The sequence below is a fragment of the Cellulomonas fimi genome, from assembly GCF_028527925.1.
In the GTDB taxonomy this organism is placed as follows: Bacteria; Actinomycetota; Actinomycetes; order Actinomycetales; family Cellulomonadaceae; genus Cellulomonas; species Cellulomonas fimi_C.
On the sequence record NZ_JAPESW010000008.1, the window covers coordinates 1 to 12,501 of the forward strand.

Here is a 12,501-nt window from a genome sequence, read left to right on the forward strand (position 1 = left end):
ACGCCGCGAGCACGGGGGTGTGGCCGCGGCCGGGTCCGCCCGGCTGCACGGGGTGGGGGTCGGTGGCGTGCCACGCGAACCCGTTGCCGATCGGCCCGCGCAGCTCGCTCTGGTGGCCCACCTCGAGGTCCCGGGGCAGTCTGGCACCCGGGGGTCGCGGGCTGTCGGTGGTGCTCGCTACCGTCGAGGGGTGACGCTGACGACCACCGAGCACGACTTCGAGACGCTCGTGGAGCCGCTGCGGCGTGAGCTCCTGGCGCACTGCTACCGGATGACCGGCTCGCTGCACGACGCGGAGGACGTCCTGCAGGACGCCTACCTGCGCGCGTGGCGCGCGTTCGACCGGTTCGAGGGCCGCTCGTCGGTGCGGACGTGGATGTACCGCATCACGACGAACGCCTGCCTCACGCACCTCGAGGGCCGGTCCCGCCGGCCGCTGCCGACCGGCCTCGGCGCACCGGCGGCCGACCCCGCGTCCGAGCCGCGTGAGGAGCACGCCGTCGCGTGGCTCGAGCCGCTGCCCGACGCCGTCGTGTGGTCCGGGACGCCGAACGACCCGGCCGCCGACGTCGTGACGCGCGACAGCGTGCGACTCGCGTTCGTCGCGGCGCTCCAGCACCTGACCGCGCAGCAGCGGGCCGTGCTCGTGCTGCGCGACGTCCTGCAGTGGAGCGCCGCGGAGGTCGCCGACGCGCTGGACCTCACGGTCGCGGGCGTGAACTCGACGCTCCAGCGGGCACGGGCGCACGTCGCGAAGCTCGACCCCGACGACGCGGGTGCGCTCGACGACGAGCGGCAGCGCCGGCTGCTCGACGCGTACGTGCGGGCGTTCGAGTCGTACGACATCGGCGGGATCGTCGCGCTCATGGCCGAGGACGTCGTGTGGGAGATGCCGCCGTACCCCGAGTGGTACCGCGGGCGCGACGACGTCGCGGCGCTCATCGGCACGTGGTGCCCGGCGAAGGGGCCCGGCGCGCTGCGGCTCGTGCCCGCCGCGGTCAACGGCCAGCCCGCGTTCGGCGTCTACCTCCTCGACCCCGACGGCGTGCACCGCGCGTTCCAGCTCGCCGTGCTCGACATCGGTGCGGCCGGCGTGCAGCGCGTCGTCGTGTGGTTCGGCGTCGAGCGCCTCACGGCGTGCGGCCTGCCCGCCGAGCTCGCGCCCGCCGTCGCGACGTCCTAGCAGCACGGCCGCCGGCGCGACCGCGCCCGGAGGCAGGCCGGGGACCGGTCCGCGGGGACCCCGGCGGTGCGCGTGCGACGAGCCGTGGGGCAGCGCCGTCAGGTGCCCGTCGGGCCGAACCGTTCGGTCCGGATGCGCTCGGGGTCGTGACCGAGGTCGACGAGCAGGTCCGCGACCGTCTCGACGAACGGCGTCGGGCCGCACACGTACACGTGCGGACGCTCGTCGGGCGGGACGCACACCTGCGCGAGGAGGTCGGCGTCGACGCGCCCGACCCGGCCCGTCCAGCCGGGCGGACCGCGCCGCGTCCACACGCGCGTGACCTCGACGTCGTCGAAGGTCGCGAGCTCGCCGGCGTAGATCGCGTCGAGCGGCGTCCGGACCGAGACCACCAGCCGGAAGGGCGCGTGCGAGCCGGCCCGGCGACGCGTGCGCAGCATCGACATGAGGGGCACCAGCCCGGAGCCGCCCGCGACGAGCTGCACGGGGTGCGGGTCGGTCGCGTGCCACACGAACCAGTTGCCGATCGGCCCGCGCAGCTCGATCTGGTCGCCCACCTCGAGGTCCTGCGTGAGATAGGGCGACACCTCGCCGTCCTCGACGACCTGGACGGTCAGCGCGATCCGCTCAGGCGGGCCGTCGGAGGCCGCGCCCGCGGGGAGGCCGAGCGTGCCCGGGGACGCGAGGGAGTACGAGCGCTGCGTCGAGTAGCCGTCCTCGGCGGTCAGCCGCACGTCGACGTGCTGACCCGCCATCGCGCCGCGCCAGCCGGGCACGTCGAGCTCGAGGGTCGTCGCGGTCGGGGTCTCGCGGCGCGTGGCGACGAGGGTCGCGACGCGCCAGGGCAGGCGGTAGGGGGCGTCGTCGGGGGAGACCGGGGCGGCCTCGTCGTCCGGCTCGGCGTTCAGTCGCCCCAATACCGCTGCTCCTTCCACGGGTCCCCGTACTGGTGGTAGCCGAGCTTCTCCCAGAAGCCCCACTGGTCGTCGGTCAGCAGGTCGATGCGGCGGACCCACTTCGCGGACTTCCAGAAGTACAGGTGGGGGATCAGCAGCCGCGCGGGGCCGCCGTGCTCGGGAGGGAGGGGGGCGCCGTCGTACTGGTACGCGATCCACGCGCGTCCGCCGCGCAGGTCGGCGAGCGGCACGTTCGTGGTGTAGCCCCCGTCGCAGTGCGCGAGCGCGTACTGCTCGTCGTCCGCGACCTCGACCGCGTCGAGGAGGCGGTCGAGCGACACGCCGCGCCACGACGTGTCGAGCTTGGTCCACTTCGTGACGCAGTGGATGTCGACCACGATGTCGTCGGCCGGCAGCGCCGTGAGCTCCGCCCAGGACCACGTGGCGCGCGGCCCGGCGGCGCCGCCGATCGAGAACGTCCAGGTGGACAGGTCGGTGCGGGGCGTCGGGCCTGCGGAGAGCACCGGGAAGCCACGCTCGAGGTACTGGCCGGGTGGCAGGCGCGGGTCGGCCTCGCGTCGCCCGCGGAAGCCGCGGGAGACGATCGCCATCAGCGGAGGGGCGCGGCTGCGGCCGCGCAGGTCGGGACGTCCACGGGTGCGGGTGCCATCGTCGCTCCGGTCTGCTCGGGGGCGTTCGGGGCCATCATGGGCCGCGCCGCGGGCCGTCCGCCAGAGCCGGGTGCCAGGTGGGGGTCGTCGGGGCCGCCGCCGGCCGTCCGCGCGCGTCGTCGCCCTCGCGGCTCCTGGAGGCCGCGACGCCGACCACCGGGTCGCACGTCGAGCCGCGGACGAGCCGTGCGGCGGACGTCGCGGTGCGTCGCGCTGACCCAGGTCCGCGCGACGCACCGGTCGGCTCAGCCGCCCGAGGGAGCGCCCGCGGGGCGACCCGCACGGCCACGGCCACCGCGACGTCCGCGGCGTCCCGCGCCCGCACCGGCCGAGGTGTCGGCCGGGGCGGTCGACGGCGTCGGGCCGCCGGAGCTGTAGCGCAGGGTGCTCGACGTGCCGCCCGCCGCGGACCGCGTGCCGCCCGCGCGGCCGCCGTCGCCGGCACGACCGCCGCCGCCCGCACGACCGGCGCCGCCGGAACGACCGCCGGCCGCGGCGCGCGGGCCGCCGCCGCTGCGTGCGCCGTTCGACGGGCCGGACGCCGAGCCGGCACGAGCCGACGTACCGGCTCCTCGCCCGGCACCGCCGCGACCGCCGGAGCCGCGCGAGCCGCCGCCCTGCGACGCGCGCGAGGAGGTGGCCGAAGGGGCGGGGGCCGGGGCGACCGGGGCCGCGACCTCGCCGACGAGCGCGGCGAGGTGCGCGTCGCCGAGGGCGACCGGCCGCGGCTGCGCGGTGATCTTCGCGGCCCGCGTGAGGGCGCGGACGTCGGCGCGCTGCTCGGGGAGGACGAGCGTCACGACGTCGCCGCCGGCTCCGGCTCGCGCGGTGCGGCCCGAGCGGTGCAGGTACGCCTTGTGCTCGGCGGGCGGGTCGACGTGGACGACGAGGCCGACGTCGTCGACGTGGATCCCGCGCGCGGCGATGTCGGTCGCGACGAGGACGCGGACGGCCCCGGTCGAGAACGCCTCGAGGTTGCGCTCGCGAGCGCCCTGGCCGAGGTTGCCGTGCAGGTCGACCGACGGGATGCCGTCGGCGGTGAGCTGCTTGGCGAGCTTCTTGGCCTGGTGCTTGGTGCGCGTGAACAGCACGCGACGGCCGGTGCCGGACGCGAGCGCGCGCACGACGGCCTTCTTGCTGTCGGCGTCGGCGACCTCGAGCAGGTGGTGCGTCATCGCGGCGACGGGCGACTGCGCGGTGTCGACCGCGTGCTCGACGGGCTTGGTGAGGTAGCGCTTCACGAGCACGTCCACGCCGTTGTCGAGCGTCGCGGAGAACAGCAGGCGCTGACCGGTGCGCGGGGTGCGGTCGAGCAGGCGCTTGACGACGGGCAGGAAGCCGAGGTCGGCCATGTGGTCGGCCTCGTCGAGGACGGTGACGGCGACGTCGTCGAGCGACACGAGGCCCTGCCGGAGCAGGTCCTCGAGGCGGCCGGGGCACGCGACGAGGATGTCGGCGCCGCGCTGGAGCGCGGTCACCTGGCGGGACTGGGCGACGCCGCCGAACACGACGGTCGTGCTCAGGCCCGCGGCCGCGGCGAGCGGGGCGATCGTCGCGTCGATCTGGCTCGCGAGCTCGCGGGTCGGCGCCAGGACGAGCGCGCGCGGCCGGGACGGCGCGGTGCGACGGCCGGCGGCGGCGGTGCGCGCGACGACCGGGATGGCGAACGCGAGCGTCTTGCCGGAGCCGGTGCGGCCGCGGCCGAGCACGTCGGTGCCGGCGAGCGAGTCGCGCAGGGTGGCGGTCTGGATGGGGAACGGGCTGGTGATGCCGTCGTCCGCGAGGGCGCGGACGAGCACGGCGGGCACGCCGAGGTCGGCGAAGGTGGTCACAGTGGGGCCTCTCGGGGAGGGTCGTCGGAGCCGCCGCAGGTAAGACCGGGGGTCTCCACGACGCGGGGCGCGCGGTGTCGCGCTGCCCGGGGATGCCACCAGGGTCTCACACCGGGCGTCCGGTGTGCCTGTGACGTCCACCGCCACGCCGCGCGCTCGGCGACCGGCCGGGCCGTCGCGGCCTCCCGGGCGGGGGCGTCACGGCTGGCTAGGCTCGGAGGATGCACACCACGGGGTCCCGCGCGGGGCGGTCGGTCCGATGAGCGACACGGGCTACGGCGACTTCGAGTTCGAGCGGCGCTTCTACGTGGAGCGACTGCCGACGGAGCTGATGGAGGAGACGCCGACGCTCATCGTCCAGAGCTACCTGCTGGCCGAGGACGGGTTCGCGGTGCGCGTGCGCGCGCAGGCGTCGGGGATCGAGGGCATCGACCCGCACGCCGACGAGCTCGCGGTGCTGGAGGCGCACGTCGGCGCGGTCGACTTCTGCGCGATCACGGTCAAGGGCCCGATGGTCGAGGGGACCCGCTACGAGGTGGAGCGCGAGCTCGACCCGCTGGTCGCGGTCGAGATCGTGCGTCGGGCGCCGGCGCGTGTCGCGAAGCTGCGGCACTCGGCGTGGCTGGGCACCGACGGCTGGGTGATCGACGTGTTCGCGGGCGGGAACGCGCCGCTCGTGATCGCGGAGGTGGAGCGCGGCGGGCCCGTCACGGACCTCGTCGTCCCCGAGTTCTGCACGACCGAGGTGACGGTCGACGGGCGCTTCGCGAACGACGGGCTGGCGCGGCACCCGTTCGGGGAGTGGGCCTCGGCATGGCGGTCGGAGCTGCTCGCGACCGGACCGCGCTTCCTGACCGGTCTCGGCCACAACCACCTGCCGGGTGAGACGGACTGACCGTCGCGGGGACGAGCCCGGGAGCCGTCCGGAACAAAGTTGAATCATCAACTATTGTACGGAGGAGCGAGCCCATCCCAGGAGGTCCCATGTCCACCGCTCCCGTCCCCGGCCAGGGTGCCGCCGTCCGCGGCGTCGCCCGCTCCGCGCACGACTCGATCGCCGCCGGCACCGGCATGGACGCCGTGACGCTCCTCGTCGGCGACCTCGACCGCCAGCTGCGGTTCTACCGCGACGCGATCGGTCTCGACGTGCTGCCCGACCCGGGCGAGCGGTTCGGCGACGCGCGCCCCGACGTCGTCACGCTCGGCCGCGGCACCACGCCGCTCGTGGTCCTCCGGCACACCCCCGACCTCCCGCCCGCGCAGCGCGGCTCGGCCGGCCTGTTCCACACCGCGCTCCTGTTCGACGACCGCGCGGGCCTCGCCGCGACGCTCGCGTCCGTCGCGCAGCGCGCCCCCGAGACCTACGTCGGCTCCGCCGACCACCTCGTGTCGCTCGCGTTCTACCTCACCGACCCCGAGGGCAACGGCGTCGAGCTCTACTGGGACCGCAGCCGCGACCAGTGGCAGCACGACGCCGACGGCCGCGTCGTCATGGACTCGCTGCGGCTCGACCCGAACGGGTTCGTCCGCGAGAACCTCGCGCAGGACCTCGACCAGCGGCCCGAGGGCGACGCGGTCGTCGGGCACGTGCACCTGCAGGTCGGCGACGTGCCCTCCGCCCGGGCGTTCTACGTCGACGCGCTCGGCTTCGACGTCACCGCCGAGTGGCACGGCGCGCTCTTCGTGTCCGCGGGCGGGTACCACCACCACCTCGCGATGAACACGTGGAACAGCGCCGGGGCCGGCCCCCGGGCCTCCGCGCTCGGCCTCGGCGAGGTCCGCATCGTCGTGCCGACCGCCGACGACCTCGGTGCGCTCGCGGACCGCGTCGCGTTCGCCGGGACGCGCCCCGTCGACGACGGCGCGACGCTCCTCTTCGAGGACCCGTGGCGCAACGTCGTCCGGGTGAGCGCCGCGGCCTGAGCCGGGAGACCCGCGTGGGCGACGGCCGGCCCGGCAGGGCGGCCGTCAGCCGTCCGGGTGGGCGCAGCGATCGCGCGACACGTCGACCTGCCCGTGCCCTGCAGCTTCCGGCCGCCAGGCTGTGCAGGATCCGGGGTGCGGTGCTCCCGGCCGTCAGGCTGTCCAGGATCGGTGCCCCGGCGCGAGCGCCCGGCGGACCGCCCGCAGCGCCGCACGCTCGGCGGCGTCGGCTGCCGACTGCTCGAGCGCGTGCAGACGCCCGAACGTGAAGGCGTTCTCGCCGTCGAGGTGCGCCTGCACGCCGAGCCGGCGCAACGTCTCGCGCCGCACGACGGTGTCCTGCTGGCGGCCCAGCACGTCCTGGACGTCGTGCGCGCGGGACGCGCTGCGCCGCGCGGGTCCCCCGACGACGAGCGCCGCCGTCGTGGCCGCGTACCGCGCCCGGCGGGCGGCCTTGCGGACCTCGTGCCGCGCCGTGTCGCGCGCGTCGCCCGCGGCCTGCTCGGCCTCCTCGGCCCGCCGCTCGAGGCGGCGCCACGCGCGCGCCACCCGCCGGGGGAGCACCTCCTCGGCGGCGTCGTCGGCGCGCGGTCCCCGCGGCAGCGTCGTCGCCCACGCGTCCAGCGTCGCGAGCAGGCGCAGGTGCTCGGGCGAGTCGAGGAGCGTGACCGCGCGCGCGAGCGCGGCGTCGCGCGCGGCCGAGCGGTCGTCGACGACGCGCCGCTCGACGGGTCCGAGCACGAGCTCGACGGGTTCGGCGGCGAGACGCTCGACCAGCGCGGCCTGCTCGACGTGCGGGTCGCGCGCGGCGCCCAGCACCCGGGCGACCTCCCGGAGCTCGGCGCGCACGGGCTCGGTCACGGCGCGGTCGACGACCGGCCGGAAGACACCGAGCGTCGCGCGCAGCCGGCGCGCGGCGACACGCGCGTCGTGCACCGCCTCGTCGTCGCCGAGCCGCACGCCGGTCTCCGCGGCCAGGAGCCGCTCGACGTCCCGTGCGACCCGCGCGCGCACCGCCTCCGCCGCGGTGCCGTCCGCCGGCTCGCGCGCCGCGGGCGCGGGGATGGCGGGACCGAGCGCGCGCTGCAGCTTCGACTCCGCGCGCGGCGCCCCGCCCGCCCGGGCGAGCGCGCTGCCCGCGGCCGCCAGCAGGTCGTCGTCGCCCGTGACGAGCTCGACCTCCCACTCCCGCCAGCGCGGGAGGTCGGCGGCGTCCGCCGTCGCGCGCGTCCCGGCGTCCCCCCGGTCGTCGCCCACGTCCCGCGGCGCGCGCGCCTCGACGACGTCGTCCGCCAGCTCGGCGAGCACCGCGCCCTGGTCGTCGAGCAGGAGCGTCGTCGCGCGCGTCGTGACGAGCTCGACGACGGGCACGAGCGCGGCGTCGCGCACGCGCGACCGCACGAGCGCCACGAGCTCGTCGGGCGGGGTGGTCGGCGCGCCGTCGACGCGGTGCTCGGCGCGGCGGCGGCCCGCGTCGTCGCTGCCGAGCGGGACCTTGAGGTGCCACCCCGCGTCGTGCCCGCCCGTGCGACGGCGCAGCGACACGCCCGCGCGGGCGAGGTCGAGCCGCGGCGAGTCCCAGTAGGTCGCGACGAGGCGGTCGGCGTCCTGCCGCTCGACGCGCGCGACGCCAGGCAGGCCGGTCAGGTCCGGGAGCGGGGTGTCGGGTGCGATCTCGAACGCGGTCTCGACCTCGTCGTGCGCCATGCGTCGAGCGTCGCACCCGGTCGCTCGGGTCGCCCGGTGAGGCGACGCCGCCCGGTCCCGCCGCGCCCACCGCTCAGCCCACGTCCGCCCACGTCTGCAGCACGCCTGTCCACCACGACGCGACGACGACGAGGCCCACCACGCCGAGCACGACCCCGGCGAGCGCCGCGTCCCGGCGGTCGAGCGGCACCGGGCGGGCGACGGTGCGCGGCCCGGCGCCCAGGCCGCGCTGCTCGAGCGCGACCGCGAGCCGCTCACCCTGCCGCAGCGACACGACCAGGACCGCGAAGGCCGCGCGCGCGAGCGCCCCGGCGTCACGGGGGAGCGGTGCGCCCGGGCGACGACCGGGCTCGCGCACGGCCTGCGCCCGGCGCACGGTCTCCCAGCGCTCGGGCAGCTGCTCGAGCACCCGGTAGCCGGCGAGGACCGCGAACGTCGCGCGCGGCCCGAGCCGCGCGTGCTGGTGCAGGCTGGTCATGAGCCGGCCCGCGTCGGTCGTGAGGGTGAACGCGACCGACAGCACGCCGACGAGCAGCGCCCGCAGCGCGAGCGCGCCGCCGACCGAGAGCCCCGTCGTCGTCACCTCCAGCCCGACTCCGCGCCACACCACCTGCCCCGGGCACGTCACGGCGTTCACCGCGAGCACCGAGAGCGCGAACGGAGCGAACAGCGCGACGGCCCGCAGCACGGTCCGCGCGCCCAGACGCCCCGCGACCGTCGCTGCCGGGAGCGCGAGCAGCAGCAGGAGCCCCGGCGTCCACGGGTCGACGGGGACGAGCAGCACGAGCGAGACCACGGACGACACCGCGAGCTTGACCGTCGGGTTCCGGCGGTGCAGCACGGAGTCGTGCGGCAGTGCGCGCCCGAGCGCGGGCGGGCTCACCGGTCGACCGTCGCGAGCGTCGGCGGTCGCCCGTCGGCGGAGCGCACCGCGGAGAGCGCGGTCGCCGCACGCAGCGCACGCAGGACCGTCCGCACCGGCCGGCCGGTGGCCACCGCCGCGGCCACCGCCGGCGGGACGACGAGACCGGCCTCGGCGAGGACGCGGTCGTCGGCGAGCACCGTCGGCACGGTCCCTCGCGCGACGACCCGCCCCGCGCGCAGCACGACGACGTCGTCGGCGAGCTCGGCGACGAGCCGCAGGTCGTGGGTCACGACGACGACGCCGCGGCCCTCGTCGGCGAGCGCGCGCAGGGCGTCGCCGCACGCCAGCGTCGTGCGGCGGTCCTGACCGAACGTCGGCTCGTCCGCGAGCAGCACGTCGTGGCCGCACACCGCGGCGGCCGCGAGCGACAGCCGCCGCTGCTGACCGCCGGACAGCCGGAACGGGTCGTGGTCCGCGAGCCCGTCGAGCGCGTACCGACCGAGCGTCGCCTCGACGAGCGCGTCGACGTCGGCGCGTCGCGCTCGACGCGGTCCCCACGCGACCTCGTCGCGCACGGTGCGGGCGAGCAGCTGGTGCTCGGGCCGCTGGAACACCGACCCGACGGTGCCGCCCACGACGCTGCCGGTCGCGGCGACGAGCCCCGCGAGCGCGAGCAGCAGCGTGCTCTTGCCGGACCCGTTCGGACCGACGACGGCGGTCACGCGACCGGCACGCACGTCGAGGTCGACGTCGTGCAGGCCGTCGCGCCCGTCGCGGCGCACGTGCACACCGCGGGCGCGCAGCACGACGGGTGCCGACGACGCGCGGTCCGTGCCGGGTCCCGCGTCGTCGTCGGCGGCGGTGAGCGCGTGCAGGGACGCGACACCGGCTGCGCGCAGCTCCGCGGCGAGCGGCAGGCTCAGCCCGAGCGCCGCGAGCCGCGCCGCGTGCTCGTGCAGGACCCGGGCCGTCGGCCCGTCCGCGGCGACCCGGCCGTCGTCACCGAGCACGACCGTGCGTGGCGGGAGGTCGGGCAGCTCGTCGAGGCGGTGCTCGACGAGGACGCTCGCCCGCTGCCGCGTCCGGCCGGTCGCGACGGCGGCGGCGACACCGCGGGCGGCGGCGGGGTCGAGCAGCGAGGTCGGCTCGTCCAGGAGCAGCACCTGCGGGTCCGTCACGAGCGTCGCCGCGAGACCGACGCGCTGGCCCTCGCCCCCCGACAGGTCGCCCGTGCGCCGGTCGATCAGGTGCGCGGCGTTGACCGCGCGCAGCGCCGCCTCCACGCGCGGACCGATCTCCGACGCCGGGACCGCCCGGTTCTCCAGGCCGAACGCCACCTCGTCGCGCACGGTCGGCAGGACGAGCTGGTCGGCCGGGTCCTGCGTGAGGTAGCCCGTGGCGGGGTCGGCGTGGTCGGTGGGCAGGGCGCGGCCCGCGACCTCGACGCCGCCCGACACGTCGGCGTCCACCACGCGCGGCACGACCCCGGCGAGCACCCGCAGCAGCGTGCTCTTGCCGCCGCCCGAGCCCCCCAGCAGCAGGACGTGCTCGCCGGCGCGGAGGTCGAGGTCGACGCCGTCGAGCACGGGCCGCGCGGCGCCGGGGTAGCGGACCACCAGCCCTCGCGTCGCGATCACCGAGCGCCGCTCGGGTCCCCGGCCGCGGCGGTCCGGCCCGCGGTCACGCCGGACCCGCCCTCGGCCACGTGGGTGTCGTCGCGGCCCGACGCGTCCGTCGGCGCCACGCCACCGTCGCCCGTGCGGGGAGCGAGTCCGTCCGTCGAGGCCGTCGCGTCGTCGCGCGTGACACCACCCGACGGTGCCGTGCGTCCGCGGCGGGCCCGGCCGAGCGGGGTGTTGTCGAGCACGCCCGTGCGCGCGAGCGCGTCGCCGACCACGCGCGCGAGCAGCCCGCACAGGACGAGCCCGCTCACGACCTGCAGCCCCAGCCGCCACGCGAACCAGTCCTGCGTGAGCCAGCCGAACCGCACCACGCCGAGCGCGGTGCTCGCGAGCCCGGCGAGCACGCCCGACAGCGCGAACACGCCCCACCCGTAGCGGCGGTAGCGCGTGAGCGCGAACGCCGCCTCGGCCCCGACGCCCTGCACGAGCCCGACGACGAGCAGCATCGGCCCGACGGGCGACCCGAGGAACGCGACCTCGACGAACGCGGCGACGAGCTCGACCGCGACGCCCGCGCCGGGCTTCCGGACGATGTAGACCGCGAGCGGCGCGGCGACCATCCAGCCGCCGATGAGGACGTGCTGCGCGAGGTCGCCGAACGGTCCCATCGCGAGCTGCAGCGCGCCCCACGCCTGCACGAGCGCCCAGTAGAGGAAGCCGAAGACGACCGCGAGGACCGCGAGCAGCACGAGCTCGGCGAGCGTGACCCGCGGGCGTGCGGCGCTCATCGGGTGCCCTCCGTCGCGTCGGACGCCGCACCGGACGCGTCGGTCCCCGCCGCGGACGGCGTGCCCGGGTCCCACGACGGTGAGTGCAGCGTGATCGTCACGTGCGCGACGACGTGCCGCACGTGCCGGGCCGCGGCGAGCCACGCGTCCGCGACGGCCCCGAGGACGTCGGCCAGGTCGCCGTCGAGACGCGTGACGAAGTGCGACGCCGACACGCTGGCGCGCGCCCGTGCGACCGCGATCGCCTGCTCGATCGCGCGCATGTGGTCGCCCGGATGCCCCGGGGTCCCGTCGTCGAGCGGGTACAGCGCCCAGTGCGCCGCGGCCCGCAGACCCGTGCGGGGCAGGTCGGGCGCCGCGACCGCGGAGAGGACGACGTCGTCGGGGAGCGCGCACGCGACCTCGCCGGGACAGCCGCGCGAGAGCTGGACGTGTGCCGCGACGTGGACGCCGTGTCGGCCCGCGGCGGCGAGGACGTCGTGGACGTAGCGGACCACGGCGGACTCGCTGCCGCGCACCAGGGTCGAGACGTCGTCGGTCGTGACGGTCACGTCCTCGCGTCCGACGCGGGCGAGCGCGTCGAGGATGACGCGCACCGCGTCGTCGGACGCGGGGTGCAGCGAGAAGCGGGCGCCGACGCCGAGCTCGGCGGCGGTCGCGGCCGGACGTCGGTCCGGCGCGGTGACGGGGGTGCTCATGGCGGGTCCTCCGGTGACGGTGGCGGACCCCCGGCGAGCAGCACGAGGCCGCCCGACGACGCGCACGGACGACCGAGTCCCGGCGGGAGGCGTGACGGGACGTCGCGCCGAGCCCGACGGACGCCGGTCGCCGGCGCGCTCCGCCGGCGACGAGTGCCCTGCTCCCTACGCTGGTGCGAACCAGGTCAGGTTCCACGGGTCTGCGGGTGGGACGTGTCGTCCGGCCGCACTCTCAGCGCTCCTGCGCTCCCCGGGGGCTTCTGTCGCCGCCGACGGTAGCGCTCGCCGGGACCGTCCGGAAGCCCGGTCCACGCGC

General features: G+C 77.2%; 11 protein-coding genes and 1 riboswitch. Of the genes, 3 read left to right on the forward strand and 8 right to left on the reverse strand.

Annotated features, from left to right (window positions below; all coding sequences use genetic code 11):
• Positions 1 to 190 precede the first annotated feature (190 nt).
• Positions 191 to 1,183, forward strand: coding sequence for a sigma-70 family RNA polymerase sigma factor (locus OMK64_RS05600; RefSeq protein ID WP_272727100.1), 993 nt, complete (start codon positions 191 to 193; stop codon positions 1,181 to 1,183).
• 98 nt (positions 1,184 to 1,281) lie between these two features.
• Here OMK64_RS05600 and OMK64_RS05605 read toward each other — a convergent pair whose 3' ends face one another.
• The 3 genes from OMK64_RS05605 to OMK64_RS05615 all read right to left on the reverse strand — a co-directional run bounded on the left by OMK64_RS05605 (position 1,282) and on the right by OMK64_RS05615 (position 4,582).
• Positions 1,282 to 2,100 carry a ferredoxin reductase gene (locus OMK64_RS05605; protein WP_272727101.1) on the reverse strand — a complete coding sequence of 273 codons (819 nt, stop codon included), beginning with the start codon at positions 2,098 to 2,100 and terminating at the stop codon, positions 1,282 to 1,284.
• A complete protein-coding gene (locus tag OMK64_RS05610; RefSeq protein ID WP_272727102.1) occupies positions 2,088 to 2,690 on the reverse strand; it encodes a sulfite oxidase-like oxidoreductase in 603 nt (200 codons plus the stop codon). The genes OMK64_RS05605 and OMK64_RS05610 overlap by 13 nt, the downstream gene beginning before the upstream one ends.
• Before the next feature lie 305 nt (positions 2,691 to 2,995).
• The gene (locus OMK64_RS05615) at positions 2,996 to 4,582 is read right to left on the reverse strand and encodes a DEAD/DEAH box helicase (protein WP_272727103.1); all 1,587 of its coding nucleotides are present in this window, start codon (positions 4,580 to 4,582) and stop codon (positions 2,996 to 2,998) included.
• Positions 4,583 to 4,841: 259 nt separating this feature from the next.
• Between OMK64_RS05615 and OMK64_RS05620 the strand changes: the two genes are divergently transcribed.
• Positions 4,842 to 5,477 carry a CYTH domain-containing protein gene (locus OMK64_RS05620; protein WP_272727104.1) on the forward strand — a complete coding sequence of 212 codons (636 nt, stop codon included), beginning with the start codon at positions 4,842 to 4,844 and terminating at the stop codon, positions 5,475 to 5,477.
• Between the two features lie 89 nt (positions 5,478 to 5,566).
• Positions 5,567 to 6,505 (forward strand): VOC family protein, encoded by a 939-nt coding sequence (locus OMK64_RS05625; protein ID WP_272727105.1) that lies wholly within the window; start codon positions 5,567 to 5,569, stop codon positions 6,503 to 6,505.
• 153 nt (positions 6,506 to 6,658) lie between these two features.
• Here OMK64_RS05625 and OMK64_RS05630 read toward each other — a convergent pair whose 3' ends face one another.
• The 5 genes from OMK64_RS05630 to OMK64_RS05650 all read right to left on the reverse strand — a co-directional run bounded on the left by OMK64_RS05630 (position 6,659) and on the right by OMK64_RS05650 (position 12,185).
• The gene (locus OMK64_RS05630; RefSeq protein ID WP_272727106.1) at positions 6,659 to 8,212 is read right to left on the reverse strand and encodes a CYTH and CHAD domain-containing protein; all 1,554 of its coding nucleotides are present in this window, start codon (positions 8,210 to 8,212) and stop codon (positions 6,659 to 6,661) included.
• Between the two features lie 73 nt (positions 8,213 to 8,285).
• Positions 8,286 to 9,095, reverse strand: coding sequence for an energy-coupling factor transporter transmembrane component T family protein (locus tag OMK64_RS05635; protein ID WP_272727107.1), 810 nt, complete (start codon positions 9,093 to 9,095; stop codon positions 8,286 to 8,288).
• Positions 9,092 to 10,714, reverse strand: coding sequence for an ABC transporter ATP-binding protein (locus OMK64_RS05640; protein WP_272727108.1), 1,623 nt, complete (start codon positions 10,712 to 10,714; stop codon positions 9,092 to 9,094). The genes OMK64_RS05635 and OMK64_RS05640 overlap by 4 nt, the downstream gene beginning before the upstream one ends.
• Positions 10,711 to 11,487, reverse strand: a complete 777-nt coding sequence (locus OMK64_RS05645) for an ECF transporter S component (RefSeq protein ID WP_272727109.1) — start codon at positions 11,485 to 11,487, stop codon at positions 10,711 to 10,713. Before OMK64_RS05645 ends, OMK64_RS05640 begins: the two co-directional genes overlap by 4 nt.
• Complete coding sequence (locus OMK64_RS05650) at positions 11,484 to 12,185, reverse strand: YkoF family thiamine/hydroxymethylpyrimidine-binding protein (RefSeq protein ID WP_272727110.1); 702 nt, start codon at positions 12,183 to 12,185, stop codon at positions 11,484 to 11,486. Before OMK64_RS05650 ends, OMK64_RS05645 begins: the two co-directional genes overlap by 4 nt.
• A gap of 143 nt (positions 12,186 to 12,328) precedes the next feature.
• Positions 12,329 to 12,448: riboswitch (TPP riboswitch) on the reverse strand.
• Positions 12,449 to 12,501 lie beyond the last annotated feature (53 nt).

Coding starts and splice junctions, on each gene's coding strand:
- OMK64_RS05610 (WP_272727102.1), bottom strand. CDS start 2,690: ATGGCGATCGTCTCCCGCGGCTTCCGCGGGCGACGCGAGGCCGACCCG.
- OMK64_RS05620 (WP_272727104.1), top strand. CDS start 4,842: ATGAGCGACACGGGCTACGGCGACTTCGAGTTCGAGCGGCGCTTCTAC.
- OMK64_RS05625 (WP_272727105.1), top strand. CDS start 5,567: ATGTCCACCGCTCCCGTCCCCGGCCAGGGTGCCGCCGTCCGCGGCGTC.
- OMK64_RS05630 (WP_272727106.1), bottom strand. CDS start 8,212: ATGGCGCACGACGAGGTCGAGACCGCGTTCGAGATCGCACCCGACACC.
- OMK64_RS05645 (WP_272727109.1), bottom strand. CDS start 11,487: ATGAGCGCCGCACGCCCGCGGGTCACGCTCGCCGAGCTCGTGCTGCTC.
- OMK64_RS05650 (WP_272727110.1), bottom strand. CDS start 12,185: ATGAGCACCCCCGTCACCGCGCCGGACCGACGTCCGGCCGCGACCGCC.